Origin of the sequence: Pseudomonas sp. PONIH3 (assembly GCF_002934345.1) — a bacterium.
Lineage (GTDB): Bacteria > Pseudomonadota > Gammaproteobacteria > Pseudomonadales > Pseudomonadaceae > Aquipseudomonas > Aquipseudomonas soli.
The window spans coordinates 3,526,348-3,552,012 of the sequence record NZ_CP026386.1 but is presented as its reverse complement, the minus strand read 5'-3'; the positions used below and the strand labels follow the sequence as shown (position 1 = coordinate 3,552,012).

Genomic DNA, 25,665 nt, shown 5'->3' with positions numbered 1-25,665 from the left:
GCTCCAGCATGTTTCTGCGATCAAACAGGAGAGCCGGATAATGCTTTTGCCAGGACGCCCCATTGCATGGCTGTCTCGGCCCGCGTGCGGATCAGCGAAGCCTGCGCTGACAGCACCCCGGCCTCAGCCTCGGCCACCACCGTGGCGTCCACTTGTCCCGCCTCGAACAGACGTCGGCTGCGATCGATGTCAATGGCCATTAATTTTGACCCACTTTTGGCCAATAGAATTGACCCACTTGCTCACCGCTAACCGCCGGTTTTCTGCTTCAAACGATAGCTCTCACCTCCCAGCATAAAGATGTGTGAATGGTGGATCACGCGGTCGATGATGGGCACGGCCACGTTGTCGTCATGGAAGAACTCGCCCCAGCTGGTGAAGTCCTTGTTGGTGGTCAGGATGACCGAGCGGTACTCGTACAGGTTGTTGATTAACTGGAACAGGTTGTACCGGGCTTGGCGCGTCATCGGCAGGTAGCCCAGCTCATCGATGATCAGCACGTCGTATTTGCTCAGCTGATTAAGGCGCTTCTTCAGCTCGCCCTTCATTTCCGCCAGCTCCAGATCCTCGACCAACGCCAGAGCCGTGCGGAACAGCACCTTGTAGCCCGCCTGAACCGCCTTGTGGCCAATCCCAATGGCCAAGTGGGTCTTGCCCACACCCGGTGGTCCGATGAACACCAGGTTGTCGCGGTTGTCGATAAAGCTGAAGTCCAGCAAGGTGCTGACCTGGCGCTTGGTGATGGTGGTCTGGTGCCGGTAATCGAAGGCCTCCAGATGCTTCTCCGAGGGGAACTGCGCCTGCTTGAGGTTGCGGCTTACGCGGCTACTGGAGCGGGCGTTAAGCTCATGCTCGACCAGTGACTGGGCGAAGCTCAGGTAGGACAGTTCATTGGCTTCGGCTCTGGCCAGCAGGGTGGCCAGCTCACCCGCGGTCGCGCTGAGGCGCAGGCTTCGGTACTGCGCGATAGTGCTGTCGAGCAGGCTCATTGGGTCACCCCGTGGCCAGTCGACTGGCCAATGCGGGCATAAGCGTTCAGGTCGGCGTGACTAACCTGGCTACCGGCCTCTGGCGCATAGTCATGGTCGCCGATGATCCGGCCCCGCGCCTTGGCTTGCTGCCATGCTTCGAGGTAGCGCTTGAGCCCGGTGGCGGTCAGTTCACTGCGCTCGCACAACTCGCCGAGCAACGCCGTATCAACCGGCGCATGGGCCATGAGCAGGTCGCGTGCAGCAACCAGCTGATCCTTGTAGATACGCGGCGAAGTACGCTTGAGCAGTTGGCACAGGGTTGCCCCAAGGGCATCGGGCAGGATCGAGTCGATGCCGCGCTCCAGGTCGGTAATGCGCTGGGCATGGTCTCGGTAATGGTTGTTGTTCTTGATCATCCGGCCCTTGGCCTTGCACAGGTCATGGGTGGCTATGAGTTCACCGCTCTCCAGGTCATGGATCAGCAACTGGTTGTCCTGTGCGCTGACACCGACACGGGCTTGCTGCCAGGCCATGGGTACCGAGTACTTGTTGGCCTGCCATGAGATCAAGCCGGTCTTGTCGACCTTGCGGGTCTCCCTTGTCGGCGCCACGTGCAGCAGGTTCTGCGGGACGAGATAGGGCTTGAGCTGACTACGCTCCAGTGCCTCGAAATGCGCTCTTGGATGCTGCCCCGTCGTGCCGTGCACGCGTGCGTTGGCGACAGTCTCGAGCCAATCATTCAGGTGCTGTCGGACGGCGGCCTCGTCCTGGAAGTGCTCGCCGTAGAAGCAGTCACGCTTGACGTACTTGACCCCGGCCTCCACCTTGCCCTTGCTCTCCGGGTCATAGCCCTCGCAGGCATGGATGCGGTACCCGACGGTAGTCGCATACTGGTGGAAGCGCTGGTTCAGCGTCAGCTCACGGTACTGCTCGTTGATCACCACCATCTTGGTCTGATCGTAGATGCACTCCTCGGTGACGCCGCCGAAGTAGCGGAAGGCCTCGTCGTGCATCTGGATAAACCGTTCGGTATCCAGCGGCCGGAAGTTCAGACCGACATACATCAGCCGTGAACAGGACAGCACAAACACCACAAAATGAACGACACGCTCCAGGCCGCCAATCATGACGCCTCGCAGCTCACCGGGGTCGACCTGACACTGCACGCCAGGCACTGACTCAACGACCGGCTCGTAATAGCGCAACTGGCCACTGGCAACCTGCTGCTTGAGCGCTTGCACATAGCGGCGAATGCTCCGGTCTGACACCGCCAGCTCGGTGGTGCGCTCCCTCAGGCGACGGGCCAGCTTGACTGCGCTCAGGGCTGGAAACTGACCCAACTGATTAATCAGATAATCGCGGTGCTCGTCGAGCACCTTGGTGCGTGAAGGGTCAGCAATGGTAGCGCTGATCTGCATCTCATCCAGGTGGAGATACTTGCGTACGGTGTTCCGGGAAATCCCCAGCTCACGACTGATGGCACGGACCGACAGGCCTCGGCCCTGGTCATACAACCCCTTGATCTTGTGAATCACAACCCACTCCTTCAATGATCTGTCCCCGGCCTGTGCATAAGGCGGGTGACGCTACATGGTCGGTGGCCAATGCCACTATGGGTGGGTCAAAATTGTTGGCCAGAGGTGGGTCAGTTTAATTGGCCATTAACAATCGAGCTGACGCTCCGCGACTGCGACACCCTCGGCCTGATGCTCCAGTGCTGCGTGCTGCGTATGCCAACCGAGATATGCGTTCTCTACGTCCTGCAAAGCACTCAACAAAGTGCGCTCGAACTCCGCACGGGCAGCTCGGCTGCGCGCCTCTCCGGTCTCGATGCCGGCACGGATCGCGCCACCATCGAAGATCGGCAACGACACCCCGGCCCCAAGTGAAAAAATGTTTCCAGTGATGCGGGTTCCCACACTCTCTACGCGCTGCCGTCCGCCGCTCAGGTCCAACACCAGCCTGGGGAAGCGTTCGCCTTCGGCTGCGTTCCAGCGCGCGGTTTCGGCGGCGAACTTCGCTTCGGCGGCGCGCACGTCGGGCCGCTCACTCAGCAGGTCCGCAGGTATGCGTGTCGGTGTCCAGTCCGGGACGGCGAGCGACGCAAGAGTTGGGGAAGCTGCAGGCGCTCCGGGCGTTTGTCCCACTAGTACATCGAGTGCATGCGTCGCCTCGCCGCGCGCACGCCGCAGTTGCTCTTGCTCCACGCGCAGTGCGACGACGCCGGCGCGGGTACGCTCGATGTCGAAGCCGGTAGCTTGTCCGGCCTCGAACTTCCGTTGCATCAGCAAGACGAGTCGTTCTGCGGATGCCAGCCGCGCCGCGGCTAGCGCTTCGAGCTCACTGGCTTGGCGCTGCTGCACAGCCGCCGACACTGTTTCAAACGCGACCTGCCACCGCGTGGCAACCCACGCTTGTTCGGCTGCCACCGCATCCAGGCGCGCACCTTCTGCTGCCTGCGAAAGCCGTCCCGACAGGTCTGCCTCCCACGATGCGGACAACGTGGCGCGGCCATCATTGCCGATTGCAACGTTCTCTGAATAGTCGCGTCCTCGAGTTGCCTGCGTGCCCGCGGACAACGAGGGGAGCAGGGAGGCCCGTGCTCGCCGCGTGGCGGCCGATGCCTCGTCCACGCGCGCTCGCGCAATCGTCAGTTCGGTATTGCGCTCCAGCGCCGCCCGGACCAAGGCATTGAGGTGCGGATCGCCGTAGGCCGTCCACCAATCGACGGGAAGAGTACGGCGGGACGATTTGTCCAAGATGCCTTCACCTCCCTCTTCATTTGAGAAATGGGCCGGTACATCCAGGCGAGGTGGATCGGCAGAGTGCGGGGCATGGCTGCAGGCCGCAAGAAGCAGTAGCGGAGAAATCATGGCAATGAGGCGATAGCGTTCAAGAATTTGAGACATGGCAGCTCCTTGCGTTCCGAAAAAGTCTTGACGGACTGTTGTATGGCTTCTACTATACCGTCTGGACTGTATATGGCTCAAGCTTTTTTGGAGCACGACCATGCCGCCCCGCGCGAAAACAAAGTTGCCCCCCCCGTCCACTGCCCATAGCAGCGCCGATGCGCAGCCCGGCCTCCAGCAAGGAGCCCAGCGAACTCGCGACCGCATCCTGCAGGCCGCCCGCGAACTGGTGCTGGAGGAAGGTGCCAGTCGCTTGACACTGGACGCCGTCGTTGTGCGGGCCGGGTTGAGCAAAGGGGCGTTTCTCTATCACTTCAAGACCAAACGCGATTTGTTCGTGACACTGATCGACGAGATGATCCGGGCGTTCGACGCGGTACAAGCCAATCACGAGCGCAGGTTTGCCGGAGATCCGGACCCCTGGCTGTCGAGCCAGGTGGAAGCGATGCCCGACGACGAGATGCAGAAGATGGGCGCAGCGCTGCTCGCGGCAGCTGCGGAAGATCCAACACTTCTCGACCCACTGCGCGAGTGGTACCGCGTGCAGTACGAACGCGTGCGTCGATCCCCGCGTGGCACCGAGACCGCGGCACTCATCATGCTGGCATTGGATGGCGCCCTGTTCGCCGATCTTCTGGGTTTGCCAATACTCGCACCCGCAGAGCGGCGGCATTTCTTTCGGGCGCTCCAGGATCTCGCCTCGGGTCATCTCGAACTTGTCCCGGCAAAAGGACGCACATGAGTCGCGTCCGTAGCGGTGTCATGACCGCGTGCGCACCGCGCTCCTTGGCGGTTGCTTGCACACTATCCATTTCGACTCTGCTCTCAGGGTGCGGAAACTCGCAATCCACCGTATCCGAGCCTCCGCGCGCAGTGAAGCTCGCCGCCGCGCAGTCGGATCTCCCGCATAGCTCTCGCATCGAATTGACTGGCTCGGCGCGAGCAACCGAGCGCAGCATCCTAGGATTTGAAACAGGAGGACGGATCGCCAAGTTGAACGTCGACGTGGGTGAACGGTTCTCCCGCGGCCAAGTCCTGGCAGAACTTGATGCGCAACCTGACCGGCTTCGCGTGACACAAGCGCAAGCATCCCTGGCGGCCGCCGAAGCCGGCCTGATGGATCGACGTGTACAGACAGATCAACAGCGCCGGTTGCTCGAAAGCGAAGTCATCTCCCCTGCTGCGTTCGAGAGCGCGAAGGCGCAGCTAGCGGTCGCAGAGGGTCAAGCGCGCACTGCCAAGGCGGCGCTTGGCCTGGCCGAACGAGCACAACGTGGCACGATGATCGTCGCTCCTTTCGATGGTGTCGTGGCGGAAAAGCTGGCTTTGGCGTTCACCGACATTGCTGCTGGTGCGCCGGTATTTCAGGTCGACGGCGTGCGCAGTGGCACTGAGATCATCGCGAACGCGTCTACTACACAGGCACCTCACATAGATGTCGGCCAACGCGCAGAACTGAGCTGGAGCGGAGCCGAACAACCAATCCGAGCGGTGGTACGTCGTGTCGGTCTGCGCGCCGAAAATGGCTCGCTCCTACCCGTGGTGCTAGTGCCTGAAGATAACGCGCAAGCGCGCGCACTTCGGCCAGGTATTCCCGTACAGGTCGTGCTCGACGCACCTGCGGCAACCTCCAAGACCTCTCGGCCCGAGACTGTATCCATACCTTATGCCTCGCTGGTGCTCGGCACGAAGCCGGGCGAGGCTTCCGTCTTCGTCTACACCCCTGAAGATAAGAAGGTGCACCGTCGCGCGGTGCGCTTCACGCCGGTACAGGAAGGAGACAGCGCGCGCGTCCTCGCTGGACTCAAGCCCGGCGAGACGGTGGTTGCCGCCGGAGGAGGATGGCTCACCGATGGACAGCCAGTGACACCACTGGAAGCCACCACTCAATTGACCAAGCGCTAACGCGATCCACCAGGTTACTTCATCATGAAGATCACCGAGATGGCGCTGCGCGCCAGTCGACTTACCTACTTTGTAGCGCTCATCATTTTCGTCGCCGGCATCGCGACCTTCCTGAATTTTCCTTCTCAGGAGGAGCCGACTGTCACGGTCCGCGATGCGATGGTCACGGCGTTGAACCCGGGGCTGCCCGCCGAACGCGTTGAGCAACTCATTGCCCGGCCGATCGAGGAGCGCTTGCGCGAACTGGCAGAGGTCAAGCGCGTGACGAGCACCGTGCGCGCAGGCAGCGCCATGATCCAGGTCACGATCTGGGACCGCTACACCGACTTGGCACCGATCTGGCAGCGCGTCCGGGCCAAGGTCGCCGATTCGAAGGATGCCTTACCACAGAGCACGATGGGGCCTTTCGTCGACGAAGACTTCGGCCGCGTCGCGGTTGCCTCGATTGCGGTCACTGCACCAGGTTACTCCATGAGCGAGATGCGCGTCGCGCTCAAGCAGATGCGCGACCGCCTGTACACCGTGCCTGGTATTGAGCGCATCACTTTCTACGGCCTGCAGGAAGAGCGCGTCTATCTCGAATTCGATCGGCCTAGGCTCGCGCGATTGGAGCTGACACCACAGGGGGTGATCGACCAACTCGTCAAACAGAACGTCGTCGCTTCGGGTGGACAAATTGTTGTCGGCGGCATCAATGCAACCTTGGCGGTCAGTGGCGAAGTGCGTGACGCTCCCTCCCTGCGAGCAATGCCGATCGCGCTGCCACGACCGCAAAGTAGTACGGCGCCCGTGCCGACGATCGCATTGGGTGAACTGGCGCAGGTGAGTGTGCGGCCAGCCGATCCGCCGGAATCTGCTGCCATCTACAAAGGCCAGCCCGCTGTCGTCATGGCGGTTTCGATGGCCTCCGGTCAGAACGTGGAGCAGTTCGGAAAAGCGCTCAAAGCACGGGTTGCAGACCAGGAGAAGCTGCTGCCGGCGGGTTTCGATCTGTCATACGTCACTTTCCAGGCCGATGTCGTCAAGCACGAGATGGGCAAAATGAACCACGTCATGATGGAGACGATCATCGTCGTCCTCGGTGTCGTCGTGCTATTTCTCGGTTGGCGCACCGGGATCATCGTGGGCATGATCGTGCCGTTGACGATCCTCAGTGCACTCATCGTCATGCGCGCGATGAACATCGAGCTTCAGAACGTCTCGATGGGCGCCATCATCATTGCGCTCGGCTTGTTGGTGGACAACGGCATTGTGATTGCCGAAGACATCGAACGCCGCCTGGCCGGTGGCGAAGATCGTAAGCATGCCTGCCTCGAGGCGGGCCGCACGCTCGCCATTCCGCTGCTCACGTCCTCGCTCGTGATCGTGATCGTGTTCTCGCCGTTCTTTTTTGGCCAGAACGCCACGAGCGAGTATCTGCACAATCTCGTGGTCGTGCTGGCACTGACGTTGTTCGCTTCGTGGCTGCTGTGCCTGACTGTCACGCCCCTATTGTGCTACCACTTCGCCAAACCCCATCACAAGCAGGAGCAGGGCGACGCCTATGACACCCGCTTCTACCGTGGCTACCGGCGCGTACTGGAGTGGGTGCTCCACCATAAGGCGGTCTATGTAGCGTCGATGATCGCGGCGCTTGCCATTGCGCTGTATGGCTTCACCACCCTGCCGTACGATTTCATGCCCAAGTCCGACCGGCTTCAGTTCCAGATTCCGGTGCAGCTCGCCCCCGGTACCGACTCGCGCGAAACGCTCGCCCGCGTGAAGCAGATCAGTGGTTGGCTGGGCGACACGAACATCAATCCAGAAGTCTCCGATCACATCGGCTACGTCGCCGATGGTGGCCCGCGCTTCATCCTTAGCCTGAATCCACCACTGCCAGCATCGAACATCGCGTACTTCGTTGTCACATTGAAGCCGAAGAGCGACATCGACGCCGTCCTCGCCCGCACCCGCAGCTACTTTGCGCAAGCACATGGCGACGTGCGCGCCGAGCCCAAGCGTTTCTCGCTCGGTGCGACCGAGTCAGGGACTGCCATTTATCGCGTCAGCGGTCCGGATGAGGAGGTATTGTTGGGGGCCGCGTCCAAAATCGAAGCAGCGCTGCGCAAGCTGCCCGGCACCATCAACGTCAAGAACGATTGGGATACGCGCGTTGGCCGCATCGACGTACGGGTCGACCAGGACCGCGCGCGTCGGGCGGGCGTGACGACTGAAGACATCGCTGGCGGGCTGGATGTCCGCTACAGCGGCAGATCGATCTCGGTTATTCGCGACGGTGACACCTCCGTCCCGATCGTCCTGCGCAGTATCGTAAGCGAGCGTCGCAGCACGGCAGACGTAGGCGCGACGCTCATCTATCCCACCAACGGCGGTCCAGCGGTGACGCTGGCTCAGGTCGCAGACGTATCGCTCGCGAGCGAGCCCTCGGTCATCCAACGGCGCAATCTCATCCGCACGATCACCGTGCAAGGACAGAACACCTCTTACACCGCCCAGGAGATCATCAACCGCCTGGCGCCTAGCGTCGCTGCCCTGGACCTGCCCGCGGGCTACTCGGTTGAACTTGGCGGCGAGATCGAGGAAGCCGCCGAATCGAACGCCGCGCTGTCGACCTACATGCCCCTCGCATTTCTGGCGATGCTGATGCTGTTCGTATGGCAGTTCAATTCTTTCCGCAAGCTCGGTGTGATCCTCGCGACGATCCCTTTCACGCTTATCGGCGTGGTATTGGCTCTGAAGCTGACCGGCACACCTTTCAGCTTCATGGCGACCTTCGGCGTACTGGCCCTGTTCGGGATCATTGTCAACAACGCCGTGCTCTTGCTGGAACGCATCGACCAGGGGCTAGCGGAAGGCCTGCCACGCCATGAAGCCTTGGTTGGGGCCGCGATACAACGGCTTCGTCCAATCGTGATGACCAAGGTCACCTGCATTTCGGGACTGGTGCCACTCATGCTCTTCTCCGGACCATTATGGAAAGGGATGGCGATCGCGATGATCGGTGGGCTGGCACTCGGAACGCTGGTGACGTTGGGCTTGATTCCGCTGCTTTACGAAGTCCTGTTTGGAATCAAGCGAATTGGGCCGTGGAACCTGAGTGTCGCCACCGCGCATGGAGATCGCTCATGAGTCTCTTGCGAGCCGCCGCGTGCTGCGCATTCTCAGAATTCGTATGCACCCACGCTTCATGCGTATGTCTCGCTAGGCTTATGCGATTCAGCACCCATCCGCTGATCTGGAAATCCTGGTCGATTGTCATTGCCGCAGGGGTTCTAGGAGCGGGCTATCCACTGGGCCTGCGGGCCATCACGGCGGGCGGTCCGATGCGCTGGGTCGGCCTCTGTGTGGCAGTGACGTGCATGGCGGCCAGCGGCGCACTTTTGTGGTTCGCGCTCAAGCGGATTCCGATCAGCGCGGCCTCTGCAGCCTGGGCAGGAATCGGGCTACTTGGAAACTTGGGCGTCGGCGCCCTCCTACTAGGCGATGTCGCATCGGTAACGCGCTGGTCTGGCACCGCCCTCATCGCAGCAGGCATTGCCTGTCTTAGTTTCGTTTGATCAAGGAGACCCATTATGAAGAGCAAAACTGCATTGATCCGCGGCGGCATCTTTTTTTGCGTAGCAGGCGCGCTCTCTGGATGCGCGACCAACAGCATGACGCGCTCCGGATTTCTCGGCGACTACGAGAAGTTATCGCCGACACGATACGAGAACGTACTGATGTACCGCGCAGCGGGATTCGAGCCCAAGCGTTATGCCGCTGTCGTGGTGGAAGAAGCGCAGATCAAGACCGCCTCGGGTCGCATCGATGGGCTCGATGACGCGCAGCAGCGCGAAGTGCTAGACCATGTGACGAGCGAACTGAAACGCCAGGAAGGCAAAAGTCCCGCCCCCCCAGGTGGCGCGGGACAGGTTCGGGTGCGTGTAGCGGTCACCGAACTGCAGACACCGAATCGGGCAGTCAATGCAATGACGACCCTGCTGGTTGGACCCGTGACGACGGGTGGTGCCAGCCTAGAGTTCGAAGCAGTCGATTTAAGGACGGGACGCCGGGTTGCTGCCGCCAGTTGCTTCGAGCGCGGCAACGTCATTAAAGAGTTCGCCGGTTCGTACACATTGCTGGGTCATGCCAAAGCGGCGATCACGAACTGCATCGAGCGCATCGACAGCGCTTGGCGGGACACGCAGCCATGAGCAACGCTTCACAGGCTTGGCTCCGGCAGGATGCCATGGTCGGCGGTGATCACAAATGGCTGGCGGGTGGCGACTGGACGATAGAGCACTACGCCAGTCTGGCAAAATCCGTGTCCGCCGCCCGCATCAGTCATGCCGAGGGGTACGCCACTCCCTTACTCGACTGGACGCAAGTCCAGAGACTGGACACCGCCGGCGCGGCTCTGCTGGTGGAAATTCTCGGGCCAGACTCGATACTCGACCGGCCGGAGGCAGCTCCAAATCTGTCCTCGGATCGCCTCGCCCTAATGAGAGCGCTGGCCGCCGCTGCTACCGATCAGCAGAAGACGGAGAAAGCAGCGGTGAGCGGGAATCCTCTGCTCCGCGGTCTGGGACGCATAGGCCTGACCTTGGAACAGGGCTGTCGTGCGTGTCTTGGTCTGGCCGGGTTCGTGGGCCAGATCATCGAAACATGGAGCCGTACCGTTCGTCACCCGCGTCGCTGGCGCGCGACCTCGGTGATCGCTCAAATCCAGCGATCAGCGGTGGACGCCATTCCCATCGTGGCGCTACTGAGCTTCATGGTAGGAATGGTGGTGGCGTTCCTGGGAGCAACGGTGCTGGCCAACTTCGGTGCGAGCATCTTCTCGGTGCATCTGGTCGCCTTCTCGTTCATGCGCGAGTTCGGAGTGCTGCTCCCGGCCATATTGATTGCAGGCCGTACCGCAAGCGCGTACACCGCCCAAATCGGTTCGATGAAGGCAAATGAAGAGATCGATGCGCTTCGCTCCAACGCGCTCGACCCCATCGAGTTACTGGTGCTGCCACGCGTGCTGGCGCTTCTTGTGTCCTTGCCACTGCTCACCTTAGTAGGCATCTTGGCTGGCATTGCGGGCGGCGCCACCGTATGCGCACTGAGCTTGGAAATTCCTCCCGCACAGTTCCTTGCCATCGTGCAGGAAAAAATCGAGGTGCGCCATTTTCTTGTCGGAATGAGCAAGTCCCCGCTCTTCGCGGTGATGATCGCCGCTATCGGCTGCCATGAAGGGTTCAAGGTCGCCGGTAGCGCTGAGTCGGTAGGCGACCACACGACGTCTAGTGTCGTGCAATCAATCTTCATGGTGATCCTGATAGACGCCATCGCTGCACTGTTCTTCATGGAGATGGGCTGGTGAGCGCGGTGAAGCAAGACACCGACAACGGTGTGCGACACGCTATTGAAGTGCGCGGCCTGGACAACAGGTTTGGAACCCAGCAGGTCCATCAGGACCTAGACCTGGACGTGCGGCGCGGGGAAATCCTTGGCGTGGTGGGAGGGTCAGGCACCGGGAAATCCGTGCTCTTGCGTAGCGTCGTCGGGCTGCAGAAGCCGCATTCGGGCGTGGTCCGTATCGGGGGGCGCGACCTACTGCGAGCCCAATGGCTTGCGCGCGCGCGTATGGAGCGAAGGTTCGGCATTCTGTTCCAGAAGGGCGCGTTGTATTCATCGCTGACCGTCTTGGAGAACGTCGCTCTTCCTTTGATCGAGCATGTCGGTCTGGCGCGGCCTCTTGCCGAGCGTTTGGCAAGAAGCAAGCTGGGCTTGGTGGGGTTGCCTGCCGGAGCGGGAGACAAGTATCCGGCCTCGTTGTCCGGAGGCATGGTGAAACGAGCAGCACTGGCGAGAGCCTTGGCGCTTGATGCGAACATCCTGTTTCTTGACGAACCCACCGCAGGACTGGATCCAATCGGGGCTGCATCTTTCGACCAATTGATTCTGACCCTGCGCAATGCACTGGGCCTCACGGTGTTTCTGGTAACCCACGACCTCGATACGCTGTACACCATATGCGACCGTGTCGCGGTCCTGGCGAACCAGAAGGTACTCATCAACGACGGCATCGAGGCAGTCGAGCGCTTCAAGCACCCGTGGATACAGGAATACTTTCACGGCCCCCGTGGCCGTGCGGCCGCACAGGCCACTGGTGCTTCCAGCCAAGAGACGCAGCCATGAAACCCCTCCGCATCTGCATCATTCTTCCGTCGCGCACGCATTGGGCTGGGCGCACGCAATATTTAAACTCTGAGAACGAGGTGGTCTGATCATGGAACCACGTGCCCATCATGTATTCATTGGTCTGTTCGTCGTGCTGCTCGGTGCGATTGGTATTGGCTTCGCGCTTTGGCTCAGCGACACACGTTCCGACCACGATTACCAGGGCGGTTGCAGGAGCTGAGTGCAACACGGTCATTGAATTGAAACTGGAGCATCATGCCGCATAGCCATGGCCTTCTGCATCACCTCGCCCATAACTTCGATTGGGCATTTGAAGTCGAAGCGCTTACGCGGACGCATGTTCAGTTGCAGTGCGATGGCATTCAGTTCTTCCTGGCTGTGTACCGACAGGTCTGTGCCTTTGGGCAGGTACTGGCGGATCAGGCCATTGATGTTTTCGTTGCTACCGCGCTGCCAAGGGCTGTGCGGGTCGCAGAAGTAGATCGCCACGCCGGTTCTTTGGGTGATCTCGGCGTGTCGCGCCATCTCCCGGCCCTGGTCGTAAGTCATGCTCTTTCGCATCTCCAGCGGCATGCCATTGAGCGCGGCGCTGAAGCCTTCCAGCGCCGAAGTCGCCGTCGCGTCGTTCATCTTTACCAGCATCAGGTAGCCACTGGTGCGTTCCACCAGCGTACCGACGGACGAGGCGTTGGCCTTACCCTTGATGAGGTCGCCTTCCCAATGCCCCGGCATCTGCCTGTCTTCAATCTCCGGCGGGCGCACATGAATACTGACCATCTCGGGGATCTGGCCGCGCCGATCCACACCACCAGAGCGCGGTCGGCGTGTCGTCTTGCTTTGCCGCAGGCAGATGATCAGCTCCTTGCGCAGTTCACCGACCGGCAGGGCATAGATCGCGTTATAGATCGTCTCGCGACAGACGTAGGCATCTCTGAGGCTGGGAATGTTCATGCTGCGCAGCTTGCCGGCAATCTGCTCGGGAGACAAACGCTCACGGAGCATATGCGCCACCAACTCGAAGCGCTCACCACCCGGCAACAGCTTTCGCTTCGGTCGACACACCTGGCGGCGAGCCTGCATCTGCTGCTGGGCCGCGTGGGCCGAGTAGCCGCCACAGACATCTCGATTGCGGCGCAGCTCCCGGCTGATGGTCGAAGGGGATCGGTTGATCAAGCAGGCAATCCTACGCAGGCTGAAGCCTTGAGTACGACCGATTTGAATGGTGGCGCGCTCTTCAACGCTGAGTTCGGTATAAGACATAGTGGCAGCACCGTACCGGAAAGGTCAGGTGTTGCACTCAGTTTTTGCCGCCGCCATGATTTAGGGCCTGTCCATGTGGACTTCTTTGATAGTGAAAGCCCTGGATGCTGGATTCATGCGGTTCCGCCGGCGTTACCAGGACCTGGCTAACCCTACGTCGGCTTTCAGCGTTATCCGATGGCATCGTTGAAACCCCGGCGCGGTGCGCCGGGGTTATGCTGCTATGTCAGGCGGCGAGCGCGTGGGCTTCCACTACGTCGGCAGCATCTTCCACGTCCTCCGCGCCGTCCTGCGGCTCCGTGTCGTGTCCGCTCTTGAACACGGCGGGCATCCAGCCCATACCATCGGCCAGCCGTTCCGCTTCGCTGGCAATGTAGGCCTTCTTCAACTTTGCCAACCGTGTGACGTGTTCCGCTGCGAACTCGCCCACGGCTTCCAGAATCGCGGCCTTCGGCACATGCTGGAAATACCCGTCTGCGGTGGGCTGCCACCATGCGGCCATGTCTAGCCCCACGGCCTGCGCCAGTTCCGCGCCCGGCTGTTGCGCCGTGGCGCGAGGCGTCACCACGTCCACGGTCGCCGCCACGCATACCGCCAGCAGCCGCACCAGTTCGCCTTGCTCCATCGCCAGCAGCGCGGCGAACAGTTCGGCGCTGTCCTGCGGCAGCGCTTCGCCCGCGACCTGCTGCAACTCGCGCAGGGCTACGGCGGCGGGCGATTCGGGCCAGTCGGGGGCCATGCCTTCCAGCCGGTCTTGCACTTTCAGGCTCACGCCCAGCGGCAAGTCGTGGCCGTAGTGGTTGTCCTGCAAGACGCTCTGCACCATGCCATGCACCAGCGCGGCCAGCGCGACTTGCGGATGTCGGGCGACTTCGATTTGCAGCGCGGCGGTGCGGTGCGCGCTCAACCGCTGCGCCAGCCGGTCGGACAGGCTCGCGGCCTTGGGCTGCTCGGCGTCCTCGCCTTCGTCGTCGTTCCCGGCTTCGCCTTCCGCGCTGCCGAAACCCTGCCGCAAGCGTTCCAGCGTGCGCAGCGCGTTGGCTTCGGCTTCGCGCAACAGCCCGCGATGAATCACAGCTTCGCCGCCGCGGTCGAGGGTGACGATGGCACCGGCCACGGCGCGCACGTCCGGGGCGTAGCCCCGCAAGGCTTCCTCCACGGCTTGCAGTTCCCCGGCGACCTGTTCGCGGCGCGGTTCCAGCGCCTCGGTCTTGTCCTCGTCCTCGGCGTCGTAGGCTTCTTCCAGTTCGGCGTCGATCTTGTCGAGGCGGGTTTGCAGCGATGCGATGCGGCGGGCTTCGCGGGCGCTCGGTTCGCGGCGCTGGCGCGGCGCGTTCTGGAACGCCTGCCGCTCGGCGTAGCTCATGTGCGGCACGGCTTCCACCCATGCCCAACCCTCGGCGCGCACGTTCCCGGCCAGCGCATCCAGCTTGCTGCGCACCAGCGTTTCCAGCAGCGCGGCGTCGGTCAGGTAGGTTCCGGCATCGCCTTCCGCGAACAGGTCGCGGCGGATGCCGCCGCCCGCCGCCGTGTAGGCGTCCAGCCCAACGAAGCGCACTAGCGGATGCGTGGCGTCGATTTCGCGCTCGGTCAGGCGTTCGCGCAACGCTGCCATTCGGGCGCACCGTAGAACGCGGCTTCCTGCGCGGCGTGGTCGTCGGTGATGGTCAGGGCCATCAACTGTTCCAGCGTGACGGCTCCGCCCCGGTAGTCGGCCAGCAGGCGCGGCGAGACGTTGGCGAGTTTGAGACGGCGCTGCACCACAAGCGGGGTCACGCCGAAGTCGGCGGCAATGTCTTCGATGGGGCGGCCTTCCTTGACCAGCGCGGCGAACGCCTCGAACTGGTCGGCGGGGTGCATCTGCTCGCGCAGCAGGTTTTCCGCGAGGCTGACGGTACGGGCCGAAGCGTCGGGCACCAGCAGGCAAGGCACTTCAAAGTCGGCGGCGATGCGCTTCTTCTTCGCCAGCAGCTTCAACGCGGTCAGGCGGCGGTCGCCCGCCACCACTTCGTATTGCTCGCCATCGGCGGACAGGATGACGACGAGGTTTTGCAGCAGACCGATGCGGGCGATGCTCGCGGCCAGTTCGGGAATGGACAGGCGCGGGGTCTTGCGTGCGTTGCGCTTGGAGCGGCGCGGCAGCAACTGCGAGAGCGGAACCAAAATCAGGTTCTTGGTCGGGTCGGCCACTTCCAACGGCGCGGCGGTTTCGATGGCTCGGGTTTCGATTTGGGTAACGGCGTTCATGGTGATAACTCCTTGCGGTTAGGGATGCAGCAGCGAGAGAAGCGGCAAGGGCTGCTGCCTGCCCCTGCCGCGTGGGGATTCAGGCTTTCAACTGGCGCATGCCATCGGCCAGCAGCCAAAGCGCACGGTTGAGGCGGATGTTTTGGTCGATGCCCTGCACCGGGCGGGTTTGCTGGCGGCGTCCGTTGGCGCTGCGTCCGCGCAGGCCGCCTTGGGTCAGGTTCTCTTGCGTGCGGTTGAATACGCTCCACAAGTCCGGGCGGCGGTCATCAAAGCGGCGCGGCATCAGGATTTGCGATTCCGTGATGGGCGCGGGCTTGTCGGGGTCGTCGTACTTGAGGGCCAGCGCGGCGCGGGCGAACACTTCGGATTCGCCATCGTTCAAGGTGATGGCGCGCATGGCATCGCGGGATTCCTGCACGCGGTCGAAGCCGCGCAAGACTTCGTAAGCGCCTTCGATGACGGAACCTGCCACGTCGCCTTTGTGAGGCACTCGCACATCGGCCACGGTGTCACCGCAGACAAGGCCATTGCTGCACACGAACCGGAACATTCCGGCCAACATCTGATAGCTGCTGGTGCCGTCATGCGAGTTCAGCAGCACGATTTCGTTAGCCTCCGCGCCGTTGATCTGGCTGGCGTGGCGCAGGCGCAGCATGTGTTTGGTGTAGTCGCGGCGATCGTCGTGCCGCACGCGGGTCTGTGCTGCCATGAAGGGTTCAAACCCTTCCTTGCGCAGTTCCGCCAGCACGGCGGCGGTCGGGATATAGGCGTACCGCTCGGAACGGCTTTCGTGCGGGGCGTCCGCGAAGATGGACGGCGCGACCGTGCGGATTTGATCGTCGGACAGCGGGTAATCGCTGCGCAGCGACGGGGAACGGGAAGCGAATCGGGATGCGAGTTGCATGGTCTTTCTCCTGACGAAAAGGGTTTGCTGTTCAAACCGCACACCGGATTCCTAGATTCGGAGCCCAGCCTTTCGACTGTTCGGTGCGGTCGGCACGAGGAACCCGGTTGGCCCTGTTGCCACCGTCTTTCCTGAGTTCATCGCCCGCGGCCAAAGGAGCGCGCGGACGGGGGCCGTCAAGGAAGCAAGCGCAGGGTTGGTGCGGCCCGCAGGCGCAGCCGAGGACACGGCCCTGCGCGCCTTGACGGCACACGGGAGCGGGCTACGGTCGCGGGTAAGGTGATGAAGTCAGGGGAGATGGCTGGACAAGGCAACGGCCATCCCTGGTGTGCCAACCGCACGCAAGCGAAGCGCGCAGGCCCGAAGCTGGAAGCCGGGCCGAAGGCGTCAGCCGAGCGGAGCGAGGGAACGATGGAAGCCAGATAGGGGCGAGACTCGCGCAGCGAGGCTCGATGCGCTACGCGCACGACAGCGCGACCGGCCATTGCTCAGATGGCCGGGGACGCCCGAACGCAAAGTGGCCTTTACGATGACGCTATGCCCGAGACAGAACACGCCGATTCCAACGATCCCCTGGAACACATGTTCCAGCGCTCGGAGGCCTTGCACGAACGGTTCAACGAACTGCTCGACGGCGCCGATTTCGACGGCTCCCCGTGCATCTGGCCTGGAGGTGCTGCGTAACTCGAACGGCCTGAGGACCATGATCGCCATGATGATGGCCATCCTCAGCGGCGATGAAGCCATCACCATTCCGATGGGCAAGGCCCAGCCGGCGTTCGCCGACTGCCCGCCGGACTTGCTCAAGCCCTGATGGCCGGTCATACGACACCCCGCCCGACCAGGCGCGCATAGGCGCTCAGGCGCTTCTGGGCGTGGAATCGCAGATCACGCTAGACGGCAAACCTGCCAGTCGACGACGGCGCTGTGACCGCTACTGCCGCAGCCTCTCTTACCACTTGACCTCGCTTTATGAGATAATTACTTTAGTCCATTGAAGAATTTTTATTTTTCAATATAAATCAATTAGTTATCGAGGTTGCGGGCGAAATGAGAGAAGAGCATTCAGATTTAGCCCAGATGGTCCGCCTGGCTTTGGCCGAGCAGAGTGAGGATGTGCGCCTGTTCACGGCGCGGCTAGTCCGCAAGTACCGAGGGACGGCGCCCGACTTGGCCGAGCAGCTCGAACTGTTCCTGAAGTCGAAGCCAGTACGCAGTGTCTCTCCCATGCGCAAGCTGTCGCCTCAGCCGCCAACGGCCCACGCCTTGCCGGTTGACGACGAATCCCGTCTCTCTCTCCTGAAGGTGTTCAAGGACGAACCGACGACAGATGCGCCGCTGCTGTCCGGCGATGTCGAGGATTCACTGGGGCAACTCATCGCCGAGCGCCGGCAGAGCGATCGACTTCAGGCCATGGGGCTGACGCCGACCCGCTCGGCCATCTTTGTGGGGCCGCCCGGGGTCGGCAAGACACTCACGGCCCGCTGGCTGGCCGCGCAATTGAAGGTGCCGCTGTACGTGCTCGACCTGACAGCCGTGATGAGCAGCCTGCTAGGCAAGAGCGGCACCAACCTGCGGGCGGCCATCGATTTCGCCAAACGCGAGCCTTGCGTGCTGCTGCTGGACGAAATCGACGCTATCGCCAAGCGACGCAGCGATGACAGCGACGTAGGCGAACTCAAGCGCCTGGTCACGGTGATCCTGCAAGAAGTCGACGAATGGCCTGCCAGCAGTGTATTGCTGGCGGCCACCAACCACCCGGAACTGATCGATCCGGCGCTGTGGCGACGCTTCGACCTGGTAGTCCAGTTCAAGACGCCCGATGAACAGGCAGTCAAGGAAGCCATCAAGCGATTCCTGGGGCCGGACTACGCCCTTTTTGCCCGTTGGATCGACATCCTGGTGTTTGCATTCGCCGGCCATTCGTTCAGCGACATCGAGCGCGACGTGCAGCGCTTCCGGCGTGCCGTGGCGCTGGGCACGACCACCGACGCTGATCTGGTCGAAGACTTCATGAAGGCGCGTGCTTTGGCGCTCGATAGGCAGGGCCGCATCGACCTGGCAGTGATGCTGGCCAAGCAGACCCGCCTGTCCCAGCACACTGTTTCCGACATCACCGGGGTGAGCCGGGACACGATCCGAAAGTACACCAATGAGACGTCTGCGGTACGAAAGGCCGCACAACGGAGAAAGGCTGACGCATGAGCCAAACCAATTTCCTGATCGGTCGTGGCGAGCTGCTGACCCATGACATCGTCGGTCCGAAGCGCATGCCAGGCAAGGCCGAGGTCTACACGTTCGCGCAGGCGAGGGAGCGAATGGTTCCTCAGTTCCGCAGTGCAAGCAAGGCGCTGGACGAGCTATCTGCTGACGCTTGCCCGGGCGACTTCGCGGTAGCCCGGCTGATGATGAATCCCAGCTTCATTGCGCGCTCGTATTTTCCGACAGGACTACTGCGTAGTACGGGACTGGAGTCCATCGGGAGCCGTACCGTCAAGGTCAAGCCGCAGGCCTGGACCCGCAAGGGGCAGCCGCATGAAACCACAACGACCGAACTGTTTGTCGCCGGCAAGCGCCAGGCTTTCCGCAACCTCTCCCGATGGACGCAAACCATTGAGGCGGAATCCGACGAGGGCGAAGATCTTGCCCACATCGAACAGTTTGCCGCCTTTGCGCCAGCAGAGCGAATCGTGGGCCTCGGCGGCCCGAAGGATCGCTTTTTCGAAGTAGGCCTACATCTGCTACCGGATGAAGACCCGGGCCTAATCCAGAAGGCTTTCGTGAAGTTCGCGCAGCAGGAAGGCGTGAAGGTCCACAGTGAAGTCGATTTCATCGCCGGCAATCTGTGGTTCGTGCCGGTCGAGGGCAAGCCGCGCGACATTGAGCGGTTGGCCAGCTTCGCCTTCGTGCGGGTGATCCGTCCCGTGCCAAAGCTGCGTGGTATCCGTCCCTTGCAACGCAGTGGTGGGCCCTCAGTGGGATGCAGCCTCCCCACCGAACAGGCCCTTTCATCCGAACCTCGTGTCGCCATCCTGGACGGTGGCCTGCCTAAGCACCATCCGATCGGCCCCTGGCTGCGCTCGTACCGCAAGCTCGACGAAGACGCCGACGATGATCCGGACGGCCCGGAGCATGGCTTGGGCGTGACCTCCGCCGTGCTGTTCGGTCCGATCCAGCCCAACGGTACGGTCGGCAGGCCGTTCGCCCCGGTGGACCATCTGCGCGTGCTGGACCAGGAGGCGGGCGGCGAAGATCCATTGGAGTTGTATCGCACACTCGGTCTCATCGAGCAGGTTCTGCTGTCGAGGTCCTACGAGTTCATCAACCTGAGCCTGGGCCCAGATCTCGAAGTGGAGGACCGGGAAGTCCACGCTTGGACGTCCGTTATCGACGAGTTGCTCAGCGACGGCGATACGCTCATGACGGTGGCCGTTGGCAATAACGGAGACCGGGACCGCGAGCTCGGCTACAACCGCGTGCAGGTTCCATCGGATTGCGTGAATGCGCTCGCGGTCGGCGCGGCCGACGACACCGATGCTGGCTGGGCACGCGCGCCCTACAGCGCGATCGGGCCGGGCCGCAGCCCTGGGGTTATCAAGCCAGACCTGATGGCGTTCGGTGGCAACCCAGCAGCCAAATACTTTCATGTGTTGGCGCCGAACGTGAAGCCGGTGCTGACGCCGCAGTTGGGTACCAGCTTCGCGGCTCCGTACCTGCTGCGTAGCGCGGTCGGCGTACGCGCGATCCTGGGCGGAGATCTGACGCCACTCGCCATCAAGGCCCTTCTGGTTCACGCGGCCGATCCTGGCGAGCATGATCCGGTCGAAGTGGGTTGGGGCAAGATTCCTGAGGACACCCTCGACATTATCACCTGCCCGGATGGTGTGGCCCGCGTGGTCTACCAGGGCGAGCTCAAGCCCAGTAAGTACTTGCGTGCCAGCCTGCCGCTGCCCAAGGAAGGACTGCTCGGCAATGTGCGTCTGAAGGCGACGTTCTGCTATGCCTCACCCACCGATCCGCAGGATGCCGCGGCCTACACCAAGGCCGGCCTCGAAGTCGTCTTCCGGCCCAACGACGAGAAGATCAAGGATGGCAAGAGCAACGCGGATACCAAGGGCTTCTTCGACTTGAAGAAGTTCGCCACCGAGCAGGAGCGGCGTTCGGATCAGGGCAAATGGGAAACTGTGCTGCACGGAGCCAAGACCTTCCGCGGCTCCAGCCTCAAGAACCCCGTTTTCGACATTCACTACAACGCCCGCGACGGCGGCGGCCGGGCCACCACTGGTGCCGAGAAGATCCGCTATGCACTGATCCTCTCGGTCGAGGCCCCGAAGCATGCTGATCTCTACAACGACATCTTGCGTGCCTATGCCAAAACCCTCGTGCCGATCCAGCCGCAGGTGTCCTTGCCGATTCGTGTTCGGTGACGGTGGAAAAGAGAACGCATGTATAGAGCGGGCTGACGGGCAAGGAGAAGATCGATGCCGAAACCCTTGAGAAGCAAGGATAAAAACGGGGAGCCGTTCGCGCGCCCCCCGGAGATCGACGCCTGTTTGCAGAGGCTGGAGTCGATCGATGCCGCGACACGCCTGCAGGCCTTCACCGTCGCGTCGAGGAAGAGCGACGGCTATGTGCCGTCGGAAGCACTGACATATTTCCTGCGGCGCGCCCATGCGACAGGCGCAAAGGACGAGTTCAAGCAGCTTTTCGGACTGCTCATGAAGCGCGTCGGGCAGTCTCTGTTTGCATCGATCCCGGACTCTCGTATGGCCGGGGCACAAGACATCCGAGAAGAGGTCATGAGCCGATTCGCTGAGCGAATTGCCAAGGACTGCAGCGGCCGCTTCGCTATGCTGGATTTCTTTGAAGTGCGGTTCGACCTAGCATTCGCCCGGTTCCGCAAGACCGTGCTGAGGCAGATTGGTCCGGCCTCGGTCCTTACAGTGCCGTTGTCCACGGATGACAATGAGGGTCAGGACATTTCACCGGAAGTCGAGGCAGCAGCGGCCGACTTCCTCGGAGGCGACCCTCAAAAAATTGACGACCCGGCTTTCCGGTTGGAGTTGGACGCTGCGATTGACGCATTACCAGACGATCAGAGGCGGGTCGTTGGCTTGCTACGGCAAGGCTTCCAGATCGACTCGAAGGACCCGAACATCATGACTATCGCGAAGATGCTCCAGTGCGATGAGAGAACCGTGCGCAATCGCCGCGACCGTGCCTACAAGACCCTCAGGTCTGTTCTGCAGGAGGACGCATGAGTACGTCAAAGCCTTTCGCTGCAGACGAGGAATCTGTGCTGATGGCGTTCTCCATGGAGCCCAACCATGGCCGGGAAACGCTTGAACGCTACATTAGGGAGTACCCGCAGCATGCGACCGCGCTGATCGACTGTTCGATCGATCTGCTTTATGAGGCGCCAGAAGGCGATGTTCCGGCGACCGAAGTGCCGGACAGCGCGATTGATAAGGCCTGGCAGCGATTCGAGCGGGCTGTCCAGCAGCCCGATGCGGAGGTTGCGAATCCGTTCACCAAGCTCAATACGAGCAGCTTCAAGTCGCTCGCACGCAGCCTGGACGTCAGTAACCTCTTCCTCATGCGGGTGCGCGATCGGGCCATTCGTACAGCCACCATTCCTGCCCGATTCGTCGAGAAGCTTGCGTCAGAACTGGGTGTCACCGTTCAATCTGTGAACGCATACCTGCAGGGGCCACCGGGCATGGTTTCCGGACACGCTTTTCGGTCAAATGTGAAGCCGAGTGTGGGCGAGCAGATCACGTTCGACCAAGCTGTCGCGACTTCACAACTCACGCCGGAGCAGCAGGCGACGCTAAAGGCACTGTCGGACTGAACGATGGACGCCACCGAGGCCGCTCGACTGGAAGCAGAACGCCTGCACCGTGCGAACGTCGCGGCCGGCGGAGATCCGACCCGGCCTTTAGTGTTTGCGCTTCAGGAGGCCTCAAATCGCGGCTTGGATGTGTACGCGCTGCGAGAAGGAGACCCACAGCTTAAGGGAGGCAAAGCCACGTTCGACTGTCAGGCTGGAGGCATCCTCTACGAGGATCGTGGATCAGACTTCGAGCGCGCGTTTTTGATTGCACACGAACTCGGCCATGTCGTGCTGGAAGGTGGCACGCTCGATGTGGTGACGGTGGATGTCGAGCCCGACCGATCGCTGGAAGACGCACCGGTGGGCGTCGATCGTGTCCTTGACTACGGGGCGCGTGAGCGACGTGAAGTGAAGATGGACCTCTTCGCGCGCGAGTTCCTGCTGCCGCGTCCTGTGTTGCGCGAGTTGCATGTCAACGAAGGACTGACATCCGACGCGATCGCGATGCGCTTCGGCGCGCCGCTCGCTGTGGTGCAGCAACAGTTGCTTGATGCACTGCTGCTGCCAGCGGCCGAAGAGCCGAACCCCGTAGGCGCCGGCGCCGTGGCAGCTCCGCTCACCCCAGACCCCACGCAGGCTCAGGCGGCAGCACATCGTGGTTTGGCGTTTCAGCTGCAGGCAGGGCCGGGTACGGGCAAGACGCGGACGCTTGTTCGTCGCATCGAAGGGTTGCTTGCGGACGGCGTCGATCCCACCACGATCCTGGTACTCACCTTCTCCAACAAGGCGGCCAATGAACTGTGCGAGAGGATTGCCGCGAGCAATCCTCTCGCGGCGGCGGCGATGTGGATCGGCACATTCCACGCATTCGGGCTGGACATCGTTCGCCGCTTTCACGACCGACTGGCGCTGCCGCCGGACCCACGATTGATCGACCGGACGGAGGCCATTGAACTCCTGGAGGACGAGTTTCCGCGGCTCGACCTGAAGCACTATCGCAACCTCTGGGACCCGGCCCTGGATTTAAGCGACATGCTGAGCGCGATCTCGCGCGCCAAGGATGAGGTTGTCGATGCAGCAGGCTATCGCGCCCTCGCGCAGTCGATGGCGGATCGAGCAGGGACCGACCAGGACGCGAAGGTTCGTGCGCAGAAGTGCCTGGAGGTCGCCACGCTCTTCGAGGCGTACGAACGGCTGCTGACCGCGCGCCAGCTGCTGGACTTCGGTGACCTGGTCGCGCTGCCGGTTCGTCTTGTCGAGGGCAGCGCCGAGGTAAGGGATGCCCTGCGTGCTCGCCATGAGCATGTACTGGTAGATGAATACCAAGATGTCAACCGCGCCTCGGTCCGGCTCCTGAAGGCCATCGTCAGCGACGGCCGCAACCTGTGGGTTGTCGGCGATGCACGCCAATCCATCTACCGCTTCCGCGGCGCCTCTGCGACGAACATCGCGCGCTTTGCGATCGACTTCCCCGGCGCGCAGGCCGCACAGCTGGGCGTCAACTATCGCTCCGACGAACGGATCGTCGATGTGTTCACCGAGTTCGCGCGCGGCATGCAAGCATCCGCCGGTGCGTTGCCGCTGAACCTGCAGGCCGACCGCGGCTCCACAGGAGAACGGGTTGAGCTTCGCGTTGCCGGGTCGGCTGACGATGAAATCTCCGCGCTTGCCGCGTCGATCACGGCCCTGCACGAGCAGGGCATTGCCTATGGTGGCCAGGCGGTGCTGTGCGCGTCCAATGCGCGCCTGAACGCCATTGCAGAAGGTCTTGAGGCCCGGGGCATTCCCGCGCTGCACTTGGGCAGCTTGTTCGAGAGGCCGGAAATCAAGGATCTGCTGGCCTTGCTCTCGCTGGCGACCGACCCGCGGGCGGCCGCGATGGTGCGCGTGGCAACCATGGCTCGGCACCAAATGCCCTTGAAGGATGTCATGCGGGTCATTGAGCGGCTGCGGACGACGAATCCAGCTTCGCTGGATTGGTTGGCAATACATGCCGGAGTGGATGGCCTGACAGACTGCAGTCGAGAAGCGCTATCTCGCCTGTCCGCGCTCTTTGCAGGTGTGAACGCATCGACTGACCCCTGGCTCTTACTTGCTGGATGGACGATTGATGGTCTCGGACTCGCGAAGACGCTTTATTTGGCTGGTGATCCGCAGAGTCGCATGCAAAGTCTGGCTGTCTGGCAGTTCTTGAACTTCTGTCGCCGGCAGCCAAGAGGCCAAGGCATGCCAGTGGTTCGCCTGCTTGATCGCGTCAGGCGGTTAGTTCTGCTCGCTGAGGATCGTGGATTGAGCCAGTTGCCCCGCAGTGCCGAGAACATCGAAGCAGTGCGCTTGATGACCATCCACGGAAGCAAGGGGCTGGAGTTCGATGTCGTTCATTTACCTGGCATGGTAACGTCCGGCCTACCGCGCAACAACGTGCCGCCGCGTTGTCTTCCTCCGGACGGTCTGATCCATGGTTCGGAGGGGCTGACCGGCATCGAGGCGGTGAAGGCCGGCCACGACGAGGAAGAAGAGTGCTTGTTCTTCGTAGCGCTTTCGCGAGCGCGCGATAGGCTGCAGCTGTATGCCTACGCCAGGCAGGCAGATGGTCGTACGCGTAGCGCCTCCAAGTTTATCGCCCCGATCGACCGACTCCTTGTTCGTCCGGTACCGGTGCCGTTGCAAGCCGGCTCGACATCGACGGGCACCCCGCTCGCCATCACATGGCAAGGGCGTCCCCAATGGACCGACATCCAGGTCAACCTCTTCGAGCGGTGCCCGCGCCGCTTCTTGTACACGCACGTGCTGAGGCTTGGAGGTCGACGAACTGAAACCGCATTCATGAAGATGCACAACGTCGTGAGCGACGTGTTCGATTGGTTGAAACGGGAGCACGAGACGACAAGTCCCACGGTCGACGAGCTGGCTGCACGCTTCGAGGAGGCCTGGTGCTCCAAGGGTGCGACAGAGCATGGATATGCGGAGGACTACCGCCGCATCGGCAAGCGGCTCGTCGATTTCCTCATCGAGAGCCGGAATCGTGACGTGGCCGCGCCGGCGCCACCGATCTCGCTGGGTTGGGCCGAGGGCGAGATCCTCGTAACCCCGGATAGTGTAGCTCACGGAGCCGGTGGCCGGGTCACGGTGCGGCGCGTCATGACGGGCAAGCAGCGCTCGAACGCCTTCGATGATATTGAGTACACAATTCTCCAACTCGCCGCCGTCCAGGCTTATGGACCACATGCGCAGGTCGAGGTGACCTACCTTACCAGCGAAACCATCCAGCCGATGGAAATCACGTCGCGCAAGCTGGAATCCAGGCGCGAGAAGCTGCAGGCCTTCCTTCAGGCAATGCAGGCCGGGCAGTTCCCCTCTAAGCCCGAGGCTCGTAGCTGTCCGCGCTGCCCGCACTTCTTCCTCTGCGGCGAGTTGCCCGGAGGGGGGTGGGTACAAGAAAAACTCTGATCGACCTTTCCGGTC

General features: G+C 62.1%; 21 protein-coding genes and 1 pseudogene. 15 read left to right on the top strand and 7 right to left on the bottom strand.

Features of this window, described 5'->3' with window-relative positions:
• Nucleotides 1-20 precede the first annotated feature (20 nt).
• The 4 genes from C3F42_RS16315 to C3F42_RS16300 all read right to left on the bottom strand — a co-directional run bounded on the left by C3F42_RS16315 (nucleotide 21) and on the right by C3F42_RS16300 (nucleotide 3,880).
• Nucleotides 21-200 (bottom strand): hypothetical protein, encoded by a 180-nt coding sequence (locus C3F42_RS16315; protein WP_256586197.1) that lies wholly within the window; start codon nucleotides 198-200, stop codon nucleotides 21-23.
• Nucleotides 201-248: 48 nt separating this feature from the next.
• Entirely contained in the window at nucleotides 249-989 is a 741-nt protein-coding gene (gene istB / locus C3F42_RS16310; protein WP_064491510.1) for an IS21-like element helper ATPase IstB, read from the bottom strand.
• Nucleotides 986-2,506 carry an IS21 family transposase gene (istA, locus tag C3F42_RS16305; RefSeq protein ID WP_081273177.1) on the bottom strand — a complete coding sequence of 507 codons (1,521 nt, stop codon included), beginning with the start codon at nucleotides 2,504-2,506 and terminating at the stop codon, nucleotides 986-988. The genes istB and istA overlap by 4 nt, the downstream gene beginning before the upstream one ends.
• Nucleotides 2,507-2,632: 126 nt before the next feature.
• The gene (locus C3F42_RS16300; protein ID WP_256586196.1) at nucleotides 2,633-3,880 is read right to left on the bottom strand and encodes an efflux transporter outer membrane subunit; all 1,248 of its coding nucleotides are present in this window, start codon (nucleotides 3,878-3,880) and stop codon (nucleotides 2,633-2,635) included.
• Between the two features lie 100 nt (nucleotides 3,881-3,980).
• On the opposite strand from C3F42_RS16300, the gene C3F42_RS16295 reads away from it, so the two are divergent.
• From C3F42_RS16295 to C3F42_RS16260, 8 genes are all read left to right on the top strand, one after another.
• On the top strand, nucleotides 3,981-4,622 hold the full coding sequence (locus C3F42_RS16295; protein ID WP_023093369.1) for a TetR/AcrR family transcriptional regulator: 642 nt from the start codon (nucleotides 3,981-3,983) through the stop codon (nucleotides 4,620-4,622).
• A 131-nt stretch (nucleotides 4,623-4,753) separates the two neighbouring features.
• Nucleotides 4,754-5,785: an efflux RND transporter periplasmic adaptor subunit gene (locus tag C3F42_RS16290; RefSeq protein ID WP_225984323.1), complete on the top strand. Its 1,032-nt coding sequence runs from the start codon at nucleotides 4,754-4,756 to the stop codon at nucleotides 5,783-5,785.
• A gap of 24 nt (nucleotides 5,786-5,809) precedes the next feature.
• On the top strand, nucleotides 5,810-8,914 hold the full coding sequence (locus tag C3F42_RS16285; protein ID WP_003092293.1) for an efflux RND transporter permease subunit: 3,105 nt from the start codon (nucleotides 5,810-5,812) through the stop codon (nucleotides 8,912-8,914).
• 80 nt (nucleotides 8,915-8,994) lie between these two features.
• Nucleotides 8,995-9,342 carry a multidrug efflux SMR transporter gene (locus C3F42_RS16280; protein WP_038421338.1) on the top strand — a complete coding sequence of 116 codons (348 nt, stop codon included), beginning with the start codon at nucleotides 8,995-8,997 and terminating at the stop codon, nucleotides 9,340-9,342.
• Between the two features lie 15 nt (nucleotides 9,343-9,357).
• Nucleotides 9,358-9,978: a DUF3313 family protein gene (locus tag C3F42_RS16275; protein ID WP_000837791.1), complete on the top strand. Its 621-nt coding sequence runs from the start codon at nucleotides 9,358-9,360 to the stop codon at nucleotides 9,976-9,978.
• Entirely contained in the window at nucleotides 9,975-11,132 is a 1,158-nt protein-coding gene (locus C3F42_RS16270) for an ABC transporter permease (RefSeq protein WP_000063629.1), read from the top strand. The genes C3F42_RS16275 and C3F42_RS16270 overlap by 4 nt, the downstream gene beginning before the upstream one ends.
• A 5-nt stretch (nucleotides 11,133-11,137) precedes the next feature.
• Nucleotides 11,138-11,950, top strand: coding sequence for an ABC transporter ATP-binding protein (locus tag C3F42_RS16265; RefSeq protein WP_024944155.1), 813 nt, complete (start codon nucleotides 11,138-11,140; stop codon nucleotides 11,948-11,950).
• 91 nt (nucleotides 11,951-12,041) lie between these two features.
• Nucleotides 12,042-12,173, top strand: coding sequence for a hypothetical protein (locus C3F42_RS16260; RefSeq protein ID WP_256586195.1), 132 nt, complete (start codon nucleotides 12,042-12,044; stop codon nucleotides 12,171-12,173).
• Between the two features lie 11 nt (nucleotides 12,174-12,184).
• Here the strand turns inward: C3F42_RS16260 and C3F42_RS16255 are convergent, their stop codons facing one another.
• The 3 genes and pseudogenes from C3F42_RS16255 to C3F42_RS16240 all read right to left on the bottom strand — a co-directional run bounded on the left by C3F42_RS16255 (nucleotide 12,185) and on the right by C3F42_RS16240 (nucleotide 16,367).
• Entirely contained in the window at nucleotides 12,185-13,213 is a 1,029-nt protein-coding gene (locus C3F42_RS16255; protein WP_100774681.1) for an IS30 family transposase, read from the bottom strand.
• A gap of 226 nt (nucleotides 13,214-13,439) precedes the next feature.
• A pseudogene (locus C3F42_RS16245) lies at nucleotides 13,440-15,460 on the bottom strand (ParB N-terminal domain-containing protein).
• 79 nt (nucleotides 15,461-15,539) lie between these two features.
• Nucleotides 15,540-16,367 (bottom strand): DUF932 domain-containing protein, encoded by an 828-nt coding sequence (locus C3F42_RS16240; protein ID WP_033948216.1) that lies wholly within the window; start codon nucleotides 16,365-16,367, stop codon nucleotides 15,540-15,542.
• Nucleotides 16,368-16,904: 537 nt separating this feature from the next.
• Here C3F42_RS16240 and C3F42_RS29390 point away from each other — a divergent pair.
• The 7 genes from C3F42_RS29390 to C3F42_RS16215 all read left to right on the top strand — a co-directional run bounded on the left by C3F42_RS29390 (nucleotide 16,905) and on the right by C3F42_RS16215 (nucleotide 25,650).
• Nucleotides 16,905-17,051, top strand: coding sequence for a hypothetical protein (locus tag C3F42_RS29390; RefSeq protein ID WP_021156355.1), 147 nt, complete (start codon nucleotides 16,905-16,907; stop codon nucleotides 17,049-17,051).
• Nucleotides 17,052-17,070: 19 nt separating this feature from the next.
• A complete protein-coding gene (locus tag C3F42_RS30310) occupies nucleotides 17,071-17,181 on the top strand; it encodes a hypothetical protein (RefSeq protein WP_371264243.1) in 111 nt (36 codons plus the stop codon).
• A gap of 356 nt (nucleotides 17,182-17,537) precedes the next feature.
• Nucleotides 17,538-18,572, top strand: coding sequence for an AAA family ATPase (locus tag C3F42_RS16235; protein WP_021156357.1), 1,035 nt, complete (start codon nucleotides 17,538-17,540; stop codon nucleotides 18,570-18,572).
• A complete protein-coding gene (locus tag C3F42_RS16230) occupies nucleotides 18,569-20,794 on the top strand; it encodes a S8 family peptidase (protein WP_033948212.1) in 2,226 nt (741 codons plus the stop codon). Before C3F42_RS16235 ends, C3F42_RS16230 begins: the two co-directional genes overlap by 4 nt.
• A 54-nt stretch (nucleotides 20,795-20,848) precedes the next feature.
• Complete coding sequence (locus tag C3F42_RS16225; protein WP_033948211.1) at nucleotides 20,849-21,628, top strand: RNA polymerase subunit sigma-24; 780 nt, start codon at nucleotides 20,849-20,851, stop codon at nucleotides 21,626-21,628.
• Nucleotides 21,625-22,218, top strand: a complete 594-nt coding sequence (locus tag C3F42_RS16220) for a hypothetical protein (protein WP_023082436.1) — start codon at nucleotides 21,625-21,627, stop codon at nucleotides 22,216-22,218. Before C3F42_RS16225 ends, C3F42_RS16220 begins: the two co-directional genes overlap by 4 nt.
• 3 nt (nucleotides 22,219-22,221) lie before the next feature.
• Complete coding sequence (locus tag C3F42_RS16215; RefSeq protein WP_033948206.1) at nucleotides 22,222-25,650, top strand: UvrD-helicase domain-containing protein; 3,429 nt, start codon at nucleotides 22,222-22,224, stop codon at nucleotides 25,648-25,650.
• Nucleotides 25,651-25,665: the final 15 nt, after the last annotated feature.

Excerpts from the sequence above, each read along its gene's own strand:
- C3F42_RS16315 (WP_256586197.1), bottom strand. The coding sequence starts at position 200 with ATGGCCATTGACATCGATCGCAGCCGACGTCTGTTCGAGGCGGGACAA.
- istB (WP_064491510.1), bottom strand. The coding sequence starts at position 989 with ATGAGCCTGCTCGACAGCACTATCGCGCAGTACCGAAGCCTGCGCCTC.
- C3F42_RS16300 (WP_256586196.1), bottom strand. The coding sequence starts at position 3,880 with ATGTCTCAAATTCTTGAACGCTATCGCCTCATTGCCATGATTTCTCCG.
- C3F42_RS16295 (WP_023093369.1), top strand. The coding sequence starts at position 3,981 with ATGCCGCCCCGCGCGAAAACAAAGTTGCCCCCCCCGTCCACTGCCCAT.
- C3F42_RS16285 (WP_003092293.1), top strand. The coding sequence starts at position 5,810 with ATGAAGATCACCGAGATGGCGCTGCGCGCCAGTCGACTTACCTACTTT.
- C3F42_RS16280 (WP_038421338.1), top strand. The coding sequence starts at position 8,995 with ATGCGATTCAGCACCCATCCGCTGATCTGGAAATCCTGGTCGATTGTC.
- C3F42_RS16275 (WP_000837791.1), top strand. The coding sequence starts at position 9,358 with ATGAAGAGCAAAACTGCATTGATCCGCGGCGGCATCTTTTTTTGCGTA.
- C3F42_RS16270 (WP_000063629.1), top strand. The coding sequence starts at position 9,975 with ATGAGCAACGCTTCACAGGCTTGGCTCCGGCAGGATGCCATGGTCGGC.
- C3F42_RS16260 (WP_256586195.1), top strand. The coding sequence starts at position 12,042 with ATGGAACCACGTGCCCATCATGTATTCATTGGTCTGTTCGTCGTGCTG.
- C3F42_RS16255 (WP_100774681.1), bottom strand. The coding sequence starts at position 13,213 with ATGTCTTATACCGAACTCAGCGTTGAAGAGCGCGCCACCATTCAAATC.
- C3F42_RS16240 (WP_033948216.1), bottom strand. The coding sequence starts at position 16,367 with ATGCAACTCGCATCCCGATTCGCTTCCCGTTCCCCGTCGCTGCGCAGC.
- C3F42_RS29390 (WP_021156355.1), top strand. The coding sequence starts at position 16,905 with ATGCCCGAGACAGAACACGCCGATTCCAACGATCCCCTGGAACACATG.
- C3F42_RS30310 (WP_371264243.1), top strand. The coding sequence starts at position 17,071 with ATGATCGCCATGATGATGGCCATCCTCAGCGGCGATGAAGCCATCACC.
- C3F42_RS16230 (WP_033948212.1), top strand. The coding sequence starts at position 18,569 with ATGAGCCAAACCAATTTCCTGATCGGTCGTGGCGAGCTGCTGACCCAT.
- C3F42_RS16225 (WP_033948211.1), top strand. The coding sequence starts at position 20,849 with ATGCCGAAACCCTTGAGAAGCAAGGATAAAAACGGGGAGCCGTTCGCG.
- C3F42_RS16220 (WP_023082436.1), top strand. The coding sequence starts at position 21,625 with ATGAGTACGTCAAAGCCTTTCGCTGCAGACGAGGAATCTGTGCTGATG.
- C3F42_RS16215 (WP_033948206.1), top strand. The coding sequence starts at position 22,222 with ATGGACGCCACCGAGGCCGCTCGACTGGAAGCAGAACGCCTGCACCGT.